This window comes from Nocardiopsis sp. RV163 (genome assembly GCF_001029525.1).
Lineage (GTDB): Bacteria > Actinomycetota > Actinomycetes > Streptosporangiales > Streptosporangiaceae > Nocardiopsis > Nocardiopsis dassonvillei.
The window spans coordinates 1-17,303 of the sequence record NZ_LEKI01000043.1; the positions used below are offsets into that span (position 1 = coordinate 1).

At 74.2% G+C, this 17,303-nt stretch carries 12 protein-coding genes; 5 read left to right on the forward strand and 7 right to left on the reverse strand.

Annotated elements, in window-relative coordinates; genetic code table 11:
- Positions 1 to 196 precede the first annotated feature (196 nt).
- Positions 197 to 919 carry a DUF4389 domain-containing protein gene (locus ABD54_RS10430; protein ID WP_047869252.1) on the forward strand — a complete coding sequence of 241 codons (723 nt, stop codon included), beginning with the start codon at positions 197 to 199 and terminating at the stop codon, positions 917 to 919.
- 100 nt (positions 920 to 1,019) lie between these two features.
- Here the strand turns inward: ABD54_RS10430 and ABD54_RS10435 are convergent, their stop codons facing one another.
- The 4 genes from ABD54_RS10435 to ABD54_RS10450 all read right to left on the reverse strand — a co-directional run bounded on the left by ABD54_RS10435 (position 1,020) and on the right by ABD54_RS10450 (position 5,860).
- Positions 1,020 to 1,439 (reverse strand): Hsp20/alpha crystallin family protein, encoded by a 420-nt coding sequence (locus tag ABD54_RS10435; RefSeq protein WP_047869253.1) that lies wholly within the window; start codon positions 1,437 to 1,439, stop codon positions 1,020 to 1,022.
- Positions 1,440 to 1,442: 3 nt separating this feature from the next.
- The gene (locus ABD54_RS10440; RefSeq protein ID WP_235432027.1) at positions 1,443 to 3,866 is read right to left on the reverse strand and encodes a heavy metal translocating P-type ATPase; all 2,424 of its coding nucleotides are present in this window, start codon (positions 3,864 to 3,866) and stop codon (positions 1,443 to 1,445) included.
- Between the two features lie 101 nt (positions 3,867 to 3,967).
- Entirely contained in the window at positions 3,968 to 4,753 is a 786-nt protein-coding gene (locus ABD54_RS10445) for an HAD family phosphatase (RefSeq protein ID WP_047869254.1), read from the reverse strand.
- 96 nt (positions 4,754 to 4,849) lie between these two features.
- Positions 4,850 to 5,860: a zinc-dependent alcohol dehydrogenase family protein gene (locus ABD54_RS10450; RefSeq protein ID WP_047869255.1), complete on the reverse strand. Its 1,011-nt coding sequence runs from the start codon at positions 5,858 to 5,860 to the stop codon at positions 4,850 to 4,852.
- Positions 5,861 to 6,043: 183 nt separating this feature from the next.
- Here ABD54_RS10450 and ABD54_RS10455 point away from each other — a divergent pair, with 183 nt between their 5' ends.
- On the forward strand, positions 6,044 to 6,898 hold the full coding sequence (locus tag ABD54_RS10455; RefSeq protein WP_047869256.1) for a universal stress protein: 855 nt from the start codon (positions 6,044 to 6,046) through the stop codon (positions 6,896 to 6,898).
- A 17-nt stretch (positions 6,899 to 6,915) separates the two neighbouring features.
- Here the strand turns inward: ABD54_RS10455 and ABD54_RS10460 are convergent, their stop codons facing one another.
- Entirely contained in the window at positions 6,916 to 8,646 is a 1,731-nt protein-coding gene (locus tag ABD54_RS10460; protein ID WP_327136705.1) for a GAF domain-containing protein, read from the reverse strand.
- A gap of 202 nt (positions 8,647 to 8,848) precedes the next feature.
- On the opposite strand from ABD54_RS10460, the gene ABD54_RS10465 reads away from it, so the two are divergent.
- Entirely contained in the window at positions 8,849 to 9,514 is a 666-nt protein-coding gene (locus ABD54_RS10465) for a CBS domain-containing protein (RefSeq protein ID WP_047869257.1), read from the forward strand.
- Entirely contained in the window at positions 9,511 to 11,877 is a 2,367-nt protein-coding gene (locus tag ABD54_RS10470; protein WP_047869258.1) for a glycoside hydrolase family 65 protein, read from the forward strand. Before ABD54_RS10465 ends, ABD54_RS10470 begins: the two co-directional genes overlap by 4 nt.
- Here ABD54_RS10470 and ABD54_RS10475 read toward each other — a convergent pair.
- Together ABD54_RS10475 and ABD54_RS10480 are read right to left on the reverse strand one after the other, a co-directional pair.
- Positions 11,863 to 12,804 carry a universal stress protein gene (locus ABD54_RS10475; RefSeq protein WP_047869259.1) on the reverse strand — a complete coding sequence of 314 codons (942 nt, stop codon included), beginning with the start codon at positions 12,802 to 12,804 and terminating at the stop codon, positions 11,863 to 11,865. The genes ABD54_RS10470 and ABD54_RS10475 overlap by 15 nt on opposite strands.
- A gap of 151 nt (positions 12,805 to 12,955) precedes the next feature.
- Positions 12,956 to 13,921 carry a universal stress protein gene (locus tag ABD54_RS10480; RefSeq protein WP_047869260.1) on the reverse strand — a complete coding sequence of 322 codons (966 nt, stop codon included), beginning with the start codon at positions 13,919 to 13,921 and terminating at the stop codon, positions 12,956 to 12,958.
- A 710-nt stretch (positions 13,922 to 14,631) separates the two neighbouring features.
- On the opposite strand from ABD54_RS10480, the gene ABD54_RS10485 reads away from it, so the two are divergent.
- Positions 14,632 to 17,244: a cation-transporting P-type ATPase gene (locus ABD54_RS10485; RefSeq protein WP_047869261.1), complete on the forward strand. Its 2,613-nt coding sequence runs from the start codon at positions 14,632 to 14,634 to the stop codon at positions 17,242 to 17,244.
- Positions 17,245 to 17,303 lie beyond the last annotated feature (59 nt).

Here is a 17,303-nt window from a genome sequence, read left to right on the forward strand (position 1 = left end):
CCTTCGCAGCATCGTGTGCCACGGCTTCACCGGTCCCACGTACGCCGTCCACCCCCAGGCGTCCGGCGTGGCCGCCTCACCCGCCTGGGAGTGGGGGTGTCCTCGTTCCTGGCTGTGGGCAACCGCCTGGACGTCAGCAGCAACGACATGCTGAGCTGGTGGGAGGCGGGGGCCTCTCCGGGGGAGGTGTCCCGACATGGCTCAAGGCACGCGCTATCCGGTGGTGGTCGAGGCCGATCCGGACCGGACGGCGGGCCGCTGGCTCTGGCTGGTCAAGTGGCTGCTGGCGATCCCCCACTACGTGGTGCTCGTCTTCCTGTGGATCGCCTTCCTCGCGCTGACCGTGGCGGCCTTCTTCGCGATCCTGTTCACCGGCCGCTACCCGGCGGGGATGTTCCGGTTCAACACCGGAGTCCTGCGGTGGAGCTGGAGGGTGGGGTTCTACGCCTACTGGGTGCTGGGGACCGACCGCTATCCGCCCTTCACCCTGTCCGGGGACGTGGACTACCCGGCCCGGCTGACGATCAGGGAGCCGGGGCGGATGTCCCGGGGGCTGGTGCTGGTCAAGTGGTGGCTGCTGGCCCTGCCCCAGTACCTGGTGGTGGCCCTCTTCGTCCGCGGCGGCGTGACCGTCGTGGCGGAGGGCCCCGAGACGGGGCCCTCCGAGACCTGGGAGGCGATGTACCAGTCACCCGGCTTGATCGGCCTCCTGGTGCTGTTCGCGGCCGTCGCGCTGCTCTTCACCGGGGCCTATCCGCGGGGCCTGTTCGACCTCGTGGTCGGGCTGAACCGGTGGGTCCTGCGCGTCGTGGCCTACGCCGCGCTCATGACCGACCGCTACCCGCCCTTCCGCCTGGACACGGGCGGGCCGGAACGGGACGGGTCCCGGGAAGCGGTTACCGGAGACGGGCGGGGCTGACCCGGCGGGCCCTCCCCGGACGCCGCCGGGGCCGAGCACGCGCGCGGGACCGGTGCCGGAGCACCGGTCCCGCCGTGTGGGCCGGAGCCGTCCCCGGCGGCTACTCCTCGGCCTTGCGCGAGATCGGCACCTTGCGGCTGCCCTCGGGCTTCTGCGACAGGCCGACACTCACCTCCAGGATGCCCTGGTCGTAAGAGGCGGCGACGTCGTCCTCGTCGGCGTCGGCGGGCAGAGCGAGCGTGCGGCTGAAGGAGCCGTAGCGGAACTCCGAGTGCTGGGGCGTCGACGTGCTCTCCCCGCGCTCGGCCCGGATGGTCAGCGTGCCGTGCTCGACGGTCACGCTGAGGCCGTCCTCGGGGTCCACACCGGGCACTTCGGCCCGGACCAGGTAACGGTCGTCGCGCACCGAGGTCTCGACCCTCAGGTTGGAGGGCGAGCGCGTCGAGAAGAACGGGGCGTCGAACAGCTCGGCCAGGTCGGGGAAGCGCCCCAGCCCCTCACGGCGGGAGATCGCGTTCATGTCCTACCTCCTCCGGTTCGTGTTACCGCGGCCACCGCGCTTCGGCCGGGCCGCGGCCTTACACCACCACCCAACACCGGCCCGGGGCCCTCCGGCAGGAGGCGAAGGCTCGGGGCCGCCGGGCCGTTGGTCCCCCCGCCCACCGTGCCCTTCGGGGTCGGCGAGCACGTGGAAGCTCTCCTCCTCCTGGGCGAAGTGCAGGCGCAGGACCGCGTAGAGCTCGACGGCCAGCCGGGCGGCGCGGCGGCGCGCGTCCGCGCCGCCGACGCCGTCCACCTCGTCCAGGCACGCGCGCAGGCGCAGGCACAGCTCGGCGATCTCCGTGTGCCCGCGGCTCATCGCGGCGGTGGTGTCGGGTCCGCCCAGAGCCCGCGCGACCCTGGGGTAGAGCAGGTGCTCGTCCCGCTCCTCGTGGGCGGCCAGGGCGTCGATGAAGTCCCTCAGACCGGCGGTCACGGCGGACTGGTCCCCTTCCCGGCGGGTGAGGGCCTCCGCCGCGTGCGGCAGCGACTCGATCCCCGGCCACAACCGGACGTGCTCCTCCTGCAGGGCGCGCACCAGGTCGGCGTCGTCGCCGCGCAGCTCCGGCACCCGCCTCCCGCGCCCGCCCGACAGCGCGCGCAGGGCGTTGAGGATCACCGCGACGTCGATCGCCTCCTGGGTCAGCGCCCCCGCCGCGGGGGGAAGCAGCCCGGCCGCCGCGACGGCCATCGCGGCCGCGGACAGCAGCATGCCGACGGCCGCGCTCTGCCGGGCGATCGCCAGGGTGCGCCGTGCGACGGCCAGGCTCTCGGCGACCCTGGTCAGGCGGTCCACCGTGACCACCACGTCCGCGGCCTCCGACGAGGCCGTCGATCCGCGCGCGCCCAGGGCCACGCCCACGCCCGCCGCCGCCAGCGCGGGCGCGTCGTTGACTCCGTCGCCGACCATCACCGTGGGGGCCCGAGCGCTCTCGTCGCGTGCCACGGCGACCTTGTCGGCCGGGGACTGCTCGGCGTACACCGCGTCCGCCCCCACGTGCGCGGCGATGCGCTCGGCGACGTCCCGCCGGTCGCCGGTGACCATCACCGCGCGCTCGATCCCCGCCAGCCGCAGCAGGCGCAGGGTACGCGGAGCGTCCGCGCGCAGCCGGTCGCGCAGCAGCAGGACCCCGCACAGGGCGCCGTCGACGCCCACGAACACGGTGACCGATCCGTCCCGTGCGGCCTCGGCGCGGGCCCGGGCGGCCCAACCCGGCTCGGCTCCCCCTCCCCCGGCCCATACGGCCTTGCCCACGCGGACCGGCCTGCCGCCGACCGTGCCGCCGATCCCCCGCCCCAGCTCCTCGACCACCTCACCCGGCTGCTCCAGGCGTACACCGCGGTCCCTGGCCGCACGCACGATGGCCGACGCCAACACGTGCGGGGAGGCCTGGTCGAGCGAGGCGGCCAGGCGCAGGACCTCGTCGGCCGAGGCGTCCTCCCCGGTGACGACCCGGCCCAGCACGGGGCGGCCCTCAGTGACGGTGCCGGTCTTGTCGAAGAGCAGCACCCTGGCGTGAGCCAGCCTCTCCAGGGCCGCGCCCCCGCGCACGATGACACCCCGCCGGGCGCTGCGCGACATGCCCGAGGTGAAGGCGACGGGCGCCGCGAGGATGAGGGGGCACGGCGTGGCCACGACCAGCACCGCGACGGCGCGCACGGCGTCCCCCGACAGCCACCACGCCGCGCCCGTCAGCAGCAGTGTGAACGGCAGGAAGACGGCCGCGTAGCGGTCGGCCATGCGCACGAACGGCGCGGTACGCGACTCGGCCTCGCGTGCGAGGCGCACGATCGCGGAGAACGAACTGCCCTCGGCGTCGGTCGTGGCGCGCATGCGGAAGGGCCCGCCCGCGTTGACGGTTCCGCCCCGTACGTCCTGGTCCTCGGACCGTTCGACGGGCAGCGGCTCGCCGGTCACCACCGACTCGTCCACCACGGCCGTGACCTCCGTCACGCGTCCGTCGACCGGCAGCGCCTCTCCCGCGAGGACCAGCAGCACGTCCCCGGGGCGCACCTCTTCCGCGGGTACCGCGGTCACCCGGTCGCCGTCGACCCGGTGCGCGACACGGGGAGCCCGGGATACCAGCTCGCTCAGATCGCGCCGCGCACGGCGCGCGGCCCTGTCCTCCAGGACCCTTCCCCCGGTCAGCATGACGGCGACGATCGCGCCCGCGAGGAGTTCACCGACCAGCGCGGAGCCGACCAGAGCCAGCAGGGCGACGACGTCGCTTCCCAGGCTTCGGCGCAACAGCGCCCGGACGACCCACACGGCCGAGGCGACGGCGGCGACGGCCGTGGCCGCCAACCAGGCCGCGTCCGAGGCGGCCGTGAGCCCCGACAGCCACAGCGCCCCTCCGACGACGAGCCCCGACAAGCACAGGACCAGCAGCACGGTCTCGCCGGTCACGTATCGCGAACTGTCTTCTCGCCCGGTGCCCATACCGTCACTGTGCTCCGCGAAGGCAGGGGGTCGGCAGGGCTGGAGGTCTCGCCCGGAGGGGGCGATGGTCACGCGTCCGGTGCGGTCGGATCTGCCCTCGGGGGGAGGAGCTCGGACAGGTCGGACACCACGACGTGCGCCCCCAGGGCCAGCATCCTGCGGCGGACGCCGGTGCGGTCCACCCCCACCACCAGACCGAACCCCCCGCGCCCGGCCGCCTCCACACCGACCAGAGCGTCCTCGGCCACGGCGGCCGAGCCCGGTTCGACCCCCACCCGGCGGGCGGCCTCCAGGAACAGCGCCGGGTCGGGTTTGGCCGCCAACCCGAGCCGTGCCACGTCGACGCCGTCCACACGGGCGTCGAAGAGGCCTTCCACCCCGGCCGACCGCAGCACCCTGGCACAGTTGCGGCTGGCCGAGGCCGCCGCCACCGGCACCCCAGCCGAGCGCAGCGCGCGCACGAAGTCCACCGTCCCGGGAAAGGCCCTGACCCCGTACCGGGCCACGAAGTCCAGGAAGTACCCGTCCTTGCGGTCGGCCAGCCAGTCCGGCGTCACCCCGTCGGCTCCGCCCGGCGACGAGCCCTCGGGCAGGTGGACACCACGTGATGCGAGGAAGGACCGCACCCCCTCCGCGCGCGGTCGGCCGTCGACGTGGCGCAGGTAGTCCTCGCGCATGTCGAAGGGGCGGAAACGCGTGCCCTCGGCACGGGAGCGTTCGAGGAGGAAGGCGTCGAAGACGCGCTTCCACGCCGCGGCGTGCACCGAGGCCGTGTCGGTGATGACTCCGTCGGTGTCCAGGACCGCCGCTCGTACGCGGTCGAGCGCCAGGCCCCTGTTCTCCCCCGTGTCCATGTGGTCGTCTCCTTCCCGCGCCGGTCGGCGAACGCGCGGTCGCGGGCCCGCCTCCACCGCGTCCACCGGTCCGGCGACGGCTGCCCGAGCCCGTCCTCAGAGCCGCAGCACCGCAGCCCCGTCCACCCGGTCGGCGGCCAGGTCCGCCAAGGCGAGGTCCGCGGACTCGAACGGGTACGGCGTCACCGTCACCGCCAGCTCGTGCCCGGACGCGAAGTCCAGGAACTCGCGTGCGTCCGCGCGGGTGTTGGCGGTCACGCTGCGCAGCGAGCGCTCCTGGAACAGGTGCCTCCGGTAGTCCAGGGGAGGGATCACTGACAGGTGGACACCGGCCACCGCGAGGGTCCCTCCCCGGTCGAGGGCCCTGAGCGCGGTGGGCACCAGTTCTCCCACGGGAGCGAACAGGATCGCGGAGTCCAGCGGTTCCGGAGGCGTGTCGTAGGCGCCCGCCGCCGAGTGGCAGCCCAGCTCCAGGGCCAGTTCGCGAGCCCGCCGAGACCGCGTCATCACGTGCACCGTCGCCCCCCGGGCGAGGGCGACCTGGGCGGTCAGGTGGGCGGAGGCGCCGAACCCGTATACGCCGAGCACCCCGCCCTCCGGCAGTTCGGCGCGGCCGAGGGCGCGGTAGCCGATGACCCCCGCGCACAGCAGTGGCGCGGCGGTCGTGTCCGGCACCGCCTCGGGAAGGGGGTGCACGAAACGCTCGTCGGCGGTCAGGTAGCGGGCGAACCCGCCGTCGCGGTCCCAGCCCGTGTAGGTGGAGTCCGGACACAGGTTCTCGTCACCGCGCAGGCAGTAGCCGCACTCGCCGCACGTGGAGGCGAGCCAGGCCACGCCGACACGGTCCCCCGGCGCGTACGAGCCCGCGTGCGGTCCGAGGGCGTCCACCCGGCCGACCACCTCGTGCCCGGGGACCGTGTCCGGACGGCGCGGCGCGAGGTCTCCCTCGGCCAGGTGCAGGTCGGTGCGGCACACGGCGCAGGCCAGCACCTCGATCAGCAGCTCGTGCCCCCGGGGTTCGGGGACGCGTCGGCGCACACGGCTCAGGGGCCCGCTCGCGATCGGTCCGGGGCGGGTCACCGCCCAGGCGTCCATCATCGGTTCCATACGGCGAGTCCAGCACGGCGGCGGTGGCCGGGCCAGGGGTCCACTGTCCCGGGGCCGGAGGCATTGTGCCCCCGACGCCCGGACGTTGGACCGTGGTGTGCGCCGAGCCCCGGGCGTGACACTCGAAGACGGAAAACGAGTTGTTTCGAGGAGAGGGCCGAGCGGTTCGAGGGAAGGTGCGCCGTGCGTGAGAACATCCTCGTCGGAACGGACGGGTCGAAGAACGCGCTGGTGGCGGCCGAGTGGGCCGTCCAGGAGGCACGACGGCGGGACGGTACGGTCACCGTCCTCGCCGTCTATGACGCGGACGTGGTCCTGAAACTGGTGATGAGGCCGTCGGACCTGCTCGAACGCGAGGCGCACAGGGCCGTGAGGGCCGCGGTCGAGCACGCCCGGGCGAGCGCTCCCGGAGTCGAGGTGGTGCCGTGGACGAGTCCGGCGACGTCGCCGGTCCAGGGCCTGCTGCGGCACGCGGAGTCGGCGTCGATGCTGGTGGTCGGCGCGCACGGGGTCAGCGCACTGCTCGGAACCCGGCTGGGCTCGGTGTCCGACCAGGTGGCCGCGCACGCCCGGGTGCCGGTGGTCGTGGTGGGACCCGAGCCGGTTCCGGAGGACGCGCGCGAGGTGGTGGTGGGCGTGGACGGTTCCCCGGGCTCCCTGAGCGCGGTGTCCGCCGCGCTGGAGTCCGCCTCGGCGGACGGCGGCCCCGTGCGCGCGGTCTGGGCCTGGTCGGCGCCGGGAGACATGGTCCCGTACCGGTCCGACGCGGAGGAGGAGCTGCGGCAGTGGCACCTACAGGAGCTGGAGAGGGCCCTGGAACCGGTGCTGCCCCGCCACCCGGACACGGAGGTGGTCCGGGAGGTCTCGCGTGAGCACCCGGTCAGGGCCCTGCTGGCGCACACACGGCACGCGCGCCTGTTCGTGGTGGGAGCCCGAGGCGAGCGCGGCTTCGCGCAACTGGCCCTGGGCGGGGTCGCCCGCGGTGTCCTGTACCGGTCCGACCGTCCCGTGATGGTGGTACACCGCTCCCAGGACTGAGAGAAGGGGCGGCTCCCTCACCCGAGGTCGTCGGGGAGGGGAACGCTCCACCGCACGACGGTCCCGCCCTCCGGGCCGGGACCGGCCTCGAAGGTTCCTCCGAGCCGCGCCGCGCGCTCGGCCAGATTGCGCAGACCGCTGCGGCGACCACCGGGACGCAGGCCCGCGCCGTCGTCGCAGACCTCGACCGTCAGGTCTCCGTTCACCGCCACCCTGGCGTCCACACGCCCGGCCCCCGCGTGCCGGGCCGCGTTGGACAGCGCCTCCTGGAGCACGGCCACCGCCTCGTCCGCGATCCTTTCGGGAACACGGCTGTCGAGGGGCCCGTCCATCCGGAGGCCGACCGCGAAGCCCAGGGACGGTGCGGCGACGTCGACCGCGTCCACGAACCGGTCACGCGGCCAGGGCTTCTCACGGTCCTCGCTCACCGTGGTCAGGGCGAAGATCGTCGTCCGGATCCGGCGGACGGTGTCGTCGAGGTCGTCCACCGCCCGCCGGACGCGTTCGGCGGCCTCGGGGTCGTCGACGCGGCCCCGTACCGACGTCAGGGACAGCGCGACCGCGAACAGCCGCTGGATGACGGTGTCGTGCAGGTCGCGCGCGATGCGGTCCCGGTCCTCCAGCACGCTGACCCGCTCGGCGTCCGCGCGCGCCGCCGCGAGTTCCAGGGCGATCGCCGCGTGTTCCGCGAAGGCCTGCAGCGTCCGCGCCGTCGAGGAGGGGAAGGGCTCGCCCCCCTCCCCCCTGCCCAGGCACAGGACGCCGCGCGCGGCGTCCCCCCTTCCCAGCGGGACCAGCAGGACGGGGCCGACACCCATACCGTGCAGCAGCGGAGCGCCGTGCCGACCGGTACGGGACAGGTCCGTGGACACCGGTTCGCCGGAGACGTAGGCCCTGCCGACCAGGGACCCCTCCACCGCCACACTGCGCTCCCCGAGGCGCTCGGCGCCCTCGCCGCTCGCCGTCCGCACCACGAGCTGCCGCCCGGAGGGGTCGGGGCCGACGATGACGGCTGTGTCGGCCCCCGACATCCGCCGGGCCCGATGGGTGATCATGAGGAGGACGCTGTCCGCGTCCTCTCCGCTGAGCAGATGGGTCTTGACCTCGTCGGAGGCGTCCAACCACATCTCGCGGTGCTGTGTGCGCTCGTAGAGGCGGGCGTTCTCGATCGCCGCTCCCGCCGCTGAGGCCAGCGCCGCCACCACGGACTCGTCGGCCTCGTCGAAACGGTCCCCTCCGCGCTTCTCGGCTAGGTAGAGGTTGCCGAACACCCTGCCGCGCACCTGGACCGGCACTCCCAGGAAGGAGCGCATGGGCGGATGCCCCTCGGGGAAGCCGTGAGAGGCGGGGTGGGCGGAGATGTCGTCCACGCGCAGCGGCCCCCGGGACCGGGTCAACAACCCGAGGACGCCCCTTCCCTCGGGCCAGCGCTCTATCCGGGCGATCCGCGTCGCGTCGACGCCGACCGGGATGAACTGCTCCAGGCGGCCGTCGTGCCCGACCACGCCCATGGCCCCGTACCGGGCGCCCGCCAGGTCCATGGCGGCCTCGACGATCCGGCGCAGGGTCTCGTGCAGGTCCAGGCCGCCACCGACCACGACCACGGCGTCCAGAAGCGCACGGAGGCGTTCGCGGTCGGCCAGCGCCTCGCCGACCAGCGACCGCAGTTCCCCGGGCAGCCGGGAGAGCTCGGCTTCCACGGCCCGCCCGTCCGTCGGCCCGCTCCGGGCCCGGACGTTCTCGCTCACAGCCACCACCTCGCGATTCGCCACCGCGCTCGGCCCCGCTCCCATCCTAGGTGCGCGCGGCCCGTGAGGCGAAGGTCGCCGCCGGTACGGGTCCAACGTCCCCGCACCGGGGGCCGTTCGCTCCGGTGCGCGGCGCAGCGGCTCCGGGCAGGTTCGGGGTGAGCACGATGGGCCGGACGGGTTCCCGAGATCGGAGGCCCCCATGACCAAGACCGTCGGCGACCTGATGACCACGAGCGTCCTGGCCGCCCGGGACGACGCCGGGTACAAGGAACTGGCCGCCTTCATGCGGGACCACCATGTCAGCGCGGTGCCCGTGGTGGACGGCGGGCACCGCGTCCTGGGCGTCGTGTCGACCGCCGACCTGCTGCTCAAGCTCGCCGACCCCGACCCGGAGGAGGGGTACACCGGCGAGCCCTTCCGCGAGCGGCTCGCCCGGATCAAGAGCACGGGCACGACGGCTCGCGGGCTGATGACCTCTCCGGCGGTCACCGTCACCGCCGACACCGCGCCCAGTGAGGCGGCGGGGCTGATGAGACGGCACGGGTTCAGGCGGCTGCCCGTGGTGGACGGGGACGGGCGCCTCGTGGGCCTGGTCGGCCGGTCGGACCTGCTGCACGTGTACGCGGTGGACGACGCGGACCTCGAACGGCGGGTGCGGGAGGACCTCGTCCGCGGCCGGTTCGGGCTGACCGACGTGGAGACCGACGTCAGTAACGGCGTGGTCACCCTGAGCGGCGAGGTCGCGCGCAGGTCCGACGTCCCCCGTCTGGCGCACGCGGTGCGCGAGGCCGAGGGCGTGGTCCACGTCCGCTGCCACCTGACCCACCGCTTCGACGACCTCACCCTCGGAGGAGCGTCCCGATGAGCCGCTGGACGCTGGTCTACGAGGGGCGGGACCCCGATGGCCAGGGCGTACGCGAGACCCTGTGCACATTGGGAAACGGTTACTTCGCCACGCGCGGCGCGCCGCCCGAGGCACGTGACGACGGAGTCCACTACCCGGGCACCTACGTCGCCGGCTGCTACGACCGCGCCGTCTCCGAGGTCGACGGCCACCGGGTGGAGAACGAGGACCTGGTCAACGCCCCCAACTGGCTCCCCCTGACCTTCCGCGTCGGTGACGGCGACTGGTTCGAACGACCGGACCCGGCACTCCCGCAGCGCACCGAGCTGGACATGCGCCGAGGAGTGCTGACGCGGACCTTCCACGTGGTGGACGACGGCAGGAGGACACGGGTGGCCCAGCGGCGCCTGGTGTCGATGGACGCCCCGCATCTGGCCGCTCTGGAGACCACCTTGGTGCCCGAGGGCTGGAGCGGGACCGCGGTCGTCAGGTCCGCCCTGGACGGGAGGGTGGCCAACCGCGGCGTGGCGCGCTACCGCGACCTGAACGGAGGTCACCTCCACCCGCTGGGCACCGGCTCCGACGGACCCGGCCTCGACTGGCTGCGCTGCCGGACCCTGTCCTCGGGCGTCGAGGTCGCGCTCGCCTCCCGGACCCTGGTCTCCCAGGGGCCCCGGCCCGTGGCCAGCGAAAGCCCCGCGGGCGACGGCTGGGCGGCCACCGACCTGACCCTGGACCTGAGGAGCGGTGAACAGACCACCGTGGAGAAGACGGTGGCCCTGTACACCTCGCGCGACCGCGCCGTCGGCGACATCCTGGACGCGGCCCGCGACACCCTGGAACGGGCGGGCGGATTCGACGAACTGCTGAGCCGACACACCACCGCCTGGCACCACCTGTGGCGGTCCTGCGCGCTGGAGGCCGGGGACGAGGAGGAGCAGCGTGTGCTCAACCTGCACCTCTTCCACCTCCTGCAGACGCTGTCGCCCCACACGGCCGACCTCGACACGGGTGTGCCGGCGAGGGGCCTGCACGGTGAGGCCTACCGGGGACACGTCTTCTGGGACGAGCTGTTCGTCCTCCCCTTCCTCAACCTCCGCTTCCCCGAGACCGCGCGCGCCCTGCTGCGCTACCGGTGGCGCAGACTTCCCCAGGCGCGGGCCATCGCCCGCGCCGAGGGGCTGAGGGGCGCGCTCTTCCCCTGGCAGAGCGGGAGCGACGGCCGTGAGGAGTCCCAGCGGACACACCTCAACCCCGTCTCGGGGAGGTGGATCCCCGACCACTCGCACCTGCAGCGCCACGTCGGGCTCGCCGTCGCCTACAACGTCTGGCAGCACCACCAGGCCACCGGCGACACCGCCTTCCTGACCGGGTTCGGCGCTGAGCTGCTGTTGGAGGTCGCCCGCGCCTTCGCGGACATGGCCGTCTACGACAAGGCTTTGGACCGCTACGTGATCCGCGGTGTGATGGGCCCCGACGAGTACCACGACGGCTACCCCGGCCGCGAGGACCCCGGTCTGGACGACAACGCCTACACCAACCTCATGGCGGTGTGGGTCATGCTGCGGGCGCTGGACACCCTGCGGGCGCTGCCGGGCCCGAGCCGCAGGGACCTGGAGGAGTCCCTCGGGCTGGACGCGGACGAGGTCGAGCGGTTCGAGACCCTCACCCGCAAGATGCGCGTCCCCTTCCACGAGGGGGTCATCAGCCAGTTCGCCGGTTACGAGGACCTGGAGGAACTCGACTGGCGGGCCTGCCGCGGCGTCCGGCGCCTGGACCGCTTCCTGGAGGCCGAGGGCGACAGCTGCAACCGGTACAAGGCTTCCAAGCAGGCCGACGTGCTGATGCTGTTCTTCCTGCTCCCCGCCGAGGAGATCTCCTACATGCTGCGCCGCCTCGGCTACACCTACGACCCGGGGCTCATCCCCCGCACGGTCGACTACTACCTCGCACGCACCTCGCACGGATCGACGCTCAGCTCCGTGGTGCACTCCTGGGTGCTGTCCCGTACCAACCGGGAGGAGTCCTGGGACTTCTTCCGCAGGGCGCTGAGCACCGACGTCGACGACGTCCAGGGCGGGACCACGGCCGAGGGCATCCACCTGGGAGCCATGGCGGGCACCGTCGACATCCTCACCCGGTGCTACACCGGCCTGACCACACGCGGTGGAGCCCTGCACCTGAGCCCGCTGCTGCCCGCCGAACTGGACCGTCTCTCCTACGATCTGCGCTACCACGACCACTGGGAGGTGGGCGTGGACGTGCGCCGCGACCACGTACGGGTCACCCTGCCCCCCCTGGACGGGCCACCCGTCCGGGTCCGCGTCAAGGAACGCTGCGCCCTGGTCACCCCCGGCTCGTCCTGCGTCCTACCCCTGCGGTGACCGGGTCGGCGGAGCGCTCCCACCGGAGTGCACGCGAGCGACGACCACCGGGACGGGGCTGCGGTGCAGCACTTTCTGGCTGACCGAGCCCAGCAACAGCCCCCGGAAGCCCCCCGTGCCGCGGGAGCCGACGACGACCACGTCGGCGGCGCCCGCTGCCTCGACGAGGGCGCGGGACGGGTGGTCGTGGCGTACGAGGACCAGGATCCGGACCGCGACTCCCCCGGTCCGCTCGTCGCGGGCCTCGTCCACCATGCGGTGCATCCGTCTCTCGGCGTGCAGCATCACGGCCTCCGGTCCGACCAGGTCCAGCGTCAGCTGGCCCACCGCCTCCGCCGAGGGGAGGATGTGCAGGACGGTCAGGCGCGCGCCGCGCCGGGCTGCCTCCCCCAGCGAGAACCGCAGGGCGGCGTCGGAGTCGGGGGAACCGTCCACACCCGCCACCACGCGGCCGCACCGCTCCAAGGACGCCTGCGGCGGCACCACCGCCACGGGGCACGCGGCATAGGCGCACACACGGGGTCCCACCGCCTCCGGCGGGAACCTCAGGGCGTCCGGCCCCCGCGAGCCCACGACGACCAGGGAGGCCCGACGCGACGCGGCTACCAGCGCGGCGGACGGATCGGCTCGCACGGACTCGGTGCGGACCGGGAGTCCGGGGTGGTCCCGGGCCGCCTGGGCGGCTTCCTCCGCCGGAGCGTTCTCCGCCCCGCCGCCCCCGTGGCCGAAGAGCGACGTCCGGAGGCGGACGAACGGCTCTCCGGCGTGCTCCGCGCCCTCCGCGTGCACGACGACCAGCTCCGCCCCCCGGTCGGCGGCCTCCGAGGCGGCCCAGCCCACCACCGTCCGGTCCCCGGAGGTGTGGCCGACACCGACCACGACCGGCCCGCCCGCTTCCCCGGCGGTGTCCACGCCCTTCCCGACCACGGCGCTCCTCCTCAATCACCCGAACGGCGGTGCGGCACGACGCCGCTCCGAGGGCGCAAACGGCGGTGCGCGACCGTCGCACCGGACCGCCGGTGTCGTCCTGCCCGGTGACGCGGCCTCCCCGCGGGTTCTCCGGAAAGCGGTCCCGGGATCAGTCCTCGCCCATCCCCGAGCGGGAACGCGCCACGACCACCGGCACGCGGGCGTGGTGCAGCACCGTCTGGCTGACCGACCCCAGCAGGAGGCCGGCGAAACCACCGCGTCCCCGCGAACCGACGACGATGAGGTCGGCTTTCCCGCCCTTGACCAGCAGCGCGTGGGCGGCCTGGTCCTGAACGACGTCGACCCTCACCCGAACGTCTCCGGTCCGCCCGGTACGGGCCTCGTCGACCAGGGCGCGGACGTGTTCGTCGGCGCGCGAGACCAGGTACTCGCGGACCTCGGTGTGGGAGGCGGGGTCCAGCGCCGTGACGTCGACGGGGGTCGGTATCTCCCAGGCGTGTACAGCCACGAGTTCGGCACCGGTGCGGGCCGCCTCGTCCAGGGCGAAGCGCAGCGCGGCCTGTCCGCCCGCCGAACCGTCCAGGCCGACCACGACGCGTCCGCGCTCCCCCCGGACGAGGGGCTCCCCTCCGCCGACCGCCTCGTCGGGGCCCGGCACCACGGCGACGGAGCATGCCGCGTGCGCGCTGACGCGGATGCTCACCGAGCCCAGGAACACCGAGGCGGCGCCTCCCAGGCCGCGTGAGCCCACGACGGCCATCTCAGCCGACCGCGAGGCCGCGAGCAGGGCGCGGGTCGGATCCAGTCTGGAGACCTCGGTGCGCAGTCCCAACCCGGGACGGATCCGCGCGACGTGGTCGACGGCTTCCCGGAGCAGGCGCTCGGCCCGGTCCGCGAGCTCCGGTGTGGGCGGCACCCGCCCCGTGAAACCCAGCGGCGCGCTGACCACGGGCATGCCCAGCGCGTGCAGCACCAGCAGCTCCAGACCGCGGTCGGCCGCCGCTCGGGCCGCCCAGTCCAGTGCCGCGCGGCTCCCCGGCGAGCCGTCCACACCCACGACGATCCCCTCCGTGCCGCCGCGTGCCCGGACGTCCTCTTCGTTGGTGGTACCCATGGACGCGGTCCTCTCCTCGAAGGCGCGTCCACGGGACGCGCTCTGCGTCGGTGGGCGGGCGCTCAGCGAACGCCCCGAACCCGCGGCTGCCCTGGGCGGGACACCGCCGTGTACCCGTGCCTTCGAGCCTGCCAGGAAACACTCCGGGTAGTCAGGGCCGTCGTACCCCGCGTGCCGCGACCTTCGTCCCGTTCGGTCCGCGATGGCGGCGGACCGCGTGAGGGGGAAGCGCCCGACCCGTTGCGGGGGCCCGCTGGACCCTCCCCCCTCCGCCACCGGCCCGGTACGCGGTGGGGCGGGCCGCACTTCTCGATCCGGTGCGACCGTGCGGGGGGCCGTGCGGGCGGACCCCGTCCCCGACCCCGGTCTGTCGCCATGTCGACTCGTCTCCAGCCCGCGCCCCGCCGGGGAGGGGTGTACCGAGAGGCCTCGGAAGGCCCGGCGCGCCCCCTGCCTCCGTGCCCGTCCGCGCACTCCGGCCCCGAGGTGCCGGGCTCCTCCGCTCCGGGGGCGGCGGGCGACCGGCCCTTGGCAACCCCCTGAACGGTGCGTACGGCCCTGCGCGCCGCACCCTAGGACCCTGGTCAGCACGATCGCCTGTCGGCAGGATCGGGTGGTGACGGCGCGGTCGAGGGGCAGCGGCCCGCCGGGGGGAGGTGTCCGACATGAGCCGCGGTGCGCGCATGGCGTTCCGGTGCTGGTGAGCGCTCGTGGACAGGCCACAGGAGAACGCGCCGTTCCCGTCCGAGCGGGTGGCGAGCGGCCTGACGTCCCAGGAGGCCGCGGCGCGTCTGCGCCGCGAGGGAGCCAACGTACTCCCCTCGGCCCGCCGTCCGCCGCCGATCCTGCTGCTGTCACACGAGCTGACGCACTTCTTCGCCCTGCTGCTGTGGGCGGCCGCGTTGCTGGCCGTGGTCGGGGGCATGCCTCAGTTGGGTGCCGCGATCGTGGTCGTCATCCTGGTGAACGGTGGTTTCGCGTTCGTTCAGGAGTACCGTGCCGACCGAGCGGGGCAGCGCCTTCGGGAGATGATGCCCGCCACCGCCCTCGTGGTCCGTGACGGGGGCCGCTGTCCGGTCGACGTCACCGGGCTGGTCACGGGCGACCTCGTCGTTCTCCAGGCGGGCTCCCGGATCCCGGCCGACATACGCCTGGTGTGGACTCACGGTCTGGCCGTCGACGAGTCTCCGCTGACGGGCGAGAGCACGCCGGTCCGCCCCCGGGAACCGGGCGAGGTCCACGCCGGGACGTACGCGCTGGAGGGCGAGGCGGAGGGGGTGGTGACCGCCACGGCCGGACGCACCCGGTTGGGCGGGATCGCCGCCCTCTCGCGCGAGGCGCGCAGACCGCCCAGCCCCCTGGCACTGCGCCTGCGGCGGGTGGTCGCCGTCATCTCGGTCATCGCGGTCGGCGTCGCCCTGTTCTTCTGCGCGGTCTTCCTCCTGCTGGGAGCGGCCCCCTCCCAGGCGTTCCTGCTGAGCGTGGGCGTAGCGGTGGCTCTGGTGCCGGAAGGCCTGCTGCCCACTGTCACGCTGTCCCTGGCGCGTGCCGCGCATCGCATGTCCCGTTCCCGAGCCCTGGTCAGACACCTGGAATCGGTGGAGACGCTGGGTTCGGCGACGTTCATCTGCACCGACAAGACGGGGACGCTCACCCGCAACGAGATGGAGGCGGTACGGGTCTGGACCCCCTCCGGCGCGGTGGACGTACACGGCGAGGGGTACGAGCCGCGGGCCCGGGTGACCGGCGGGGAGGAACAGCTGAGAGCGGCGCGGCTGCTGGCACAGGCCGCCGCCCTGAGCTCGCCGAACGGGGTCACCCTGGCCGAGGGCCGCCACCGGCCGGTCGGCGACCCGATGGAGGCGGCCCTGCACGCCTTGGCCGCCCGTACGGGTGCGGACACCGCCAGGGGGGTGGACCGGTACTTCCCGTTCGACCCCAGGCGCCGCCTGTCCTCGGCGGTGGTCGGCGACCAGGTCTACGTCAAGGGCGCGCCCGACTCGCTGCTGCCCCTGTGCGGTCCCGTCCGGGGAGCCGGGGCCGCGCTGGCGTCCATGACCGGCGGCGGGTTGCGCGTTCTGGCCGTCGCCCGGCGGCGGGCCGACCGCATGCCGCGGGACGCACGGGAGGCGGAGAGCGGACTGGTGCTGCTCGGACTGGTGGGTTTGGAGGACCCGCCGCGCGAGGGGGTGCGCGACGCGATAGCCCGGTGCCGGACGGCGGGGGTGCGGGTGGCCATGGTGACCGGGGACCACCCGGACACGGCACTGGCCATCGCACGGGAGGTCGGGCTGGTCGCGGGGGCCCCGTACGTCGTCAGCGGGCGGTCGCTGCCCGAGCGTGAGGAGGACCTGGGGCGGCTGCTGGACCACGACGGGGCAGTGTTGGCCCGGGTGACCCCAGAGGACAAACTCCGTATCACCGCAGCCCTGCAGCGGCGCGGGCACGTGGTGGCGATGACCGGAGACGGCGTCAACGACGGGCCAGCGCTGCGCCGCGCCGACATAGGCGTGGCGATGGGCGCCTCCGGCACCGACGTCGCCCGTGAGGCCTCGGACCTGGTTCTGCTGGACGACCACTTCGCGACGATCGTGACCGCGATCGAGCTGGGCAGGTCCACCTTCGCCAACGTCCGCCGGTTCCTCACCTACCACCTGGTCAGCAACGTCGCCGAACTCACCCCCTTCCTGGCCTGGGCCGCGAGCGGAGGGGACTTCCCCCTCGTCCTGGGCGTCCTGCAGATCCTCGCCCTCGACATCGGGACGGACCTGCTGCCCGCGCTGGCGCTGGGAGCCGAACCGCCCAACGCCCGCACCATGGCCACGGGCCCGCCGAGAGGCGCGCTGATCGATCGCCGCCTGGTGGCCCGGGTATTCGGGGTGCTGGGTCCGGTCGAGGCCGCCGCGGCCCTGGGCGCGTGCACCGCCGTCCTGTGGAGCGGCGGATGGCGCTGGGGGCAGGACCCCGGGACGGAACTGCTCACCGCGGCCTCGGGCGCGGCCTTCGCCGCCGTGGTGCTGGGGCAGATGACCGTCTCCCTGGCCTGTCGCAGCGAGACGGTTCCGGTCGGCTCCCTCCCGCTGCGGACGAACCGGATGCTGGGCTGGGCCATCGCGTCCGAAATCCTGATACTGGCGGTCTTCCTGACCGTTCCCCCCTTCCCGGCGCTGCTGGGCGGAACACCGCCGCCACCGCTCGGTTGGGCCGTGGCCGCGTGCGCCGTTCCGGCGCTGGTACTGGTGGACCTGGCGCACAAGCGGATGACCGGAGCGCGCGCCGCCGAGCCGTCCGTCCGCGCCGACGGGCGGCGAACGGGCCGCTGACGGGCGGTCGTGCAGGTGGTCCGCCCGGCCCGCGGGGCGCCTCCGGGCCGCCGTGCCCG

Excerpts from the sequence above, each read along its gene's own strand:
- ABD54_RS10465 (WP_047869257.1), top strand. The coding sequence starts at position 8,849 with ATGACCAAGACCGTCGGCGACCTGATGACCACGAGCGTCCTGGCCGCC.
- ABD54_RS10430 (WP_047869252.1), top strand. The coding sequence starts at position 197 with ATGGCTCAAGGCACGCGCTATCCGGTGGTGGTCGAGGCCGATCCGGAC.
- ABD54_RS10435 (WP_047869253.1), bottom strand. The coding sequence starts at position 1,439 with ATGAACGCGATCTCCCGCCGTGAGGGGCTGGGGCGCTTCCCCGACCTG.
- ABD54_RS10480 (WP_047869260.1), bottom strand. The coding sequence starts at position 13,921 with ATGGGTACCACCAACGAAGAGGACGTCCGGGCACGCGGCGGCACGGAG.
- ABD54_RS10450 (WP_047869255.1), bottom strand. The coding sequence starts at position 5,860 with ATGGAACCGATGATGGACGCCTGGGCGGTGACCCGCCCCGGACCGATC.
- ABD54_RS10445 (WP_047869254.1), bottom strand. The coding sequence starts at position 4,753 with ATGGACACGGGGGAGAACAGGGGCCTGGCGCTCGACCGCGTACGAGCG.
- ABD54_RS10470 (WP_047869258.1), top strand. The coding sequence starts at position 9,511 with ATGAGCCGCTGGACGCTGGTCTACGAGGGGCGGGACCCCGATGGCCAG.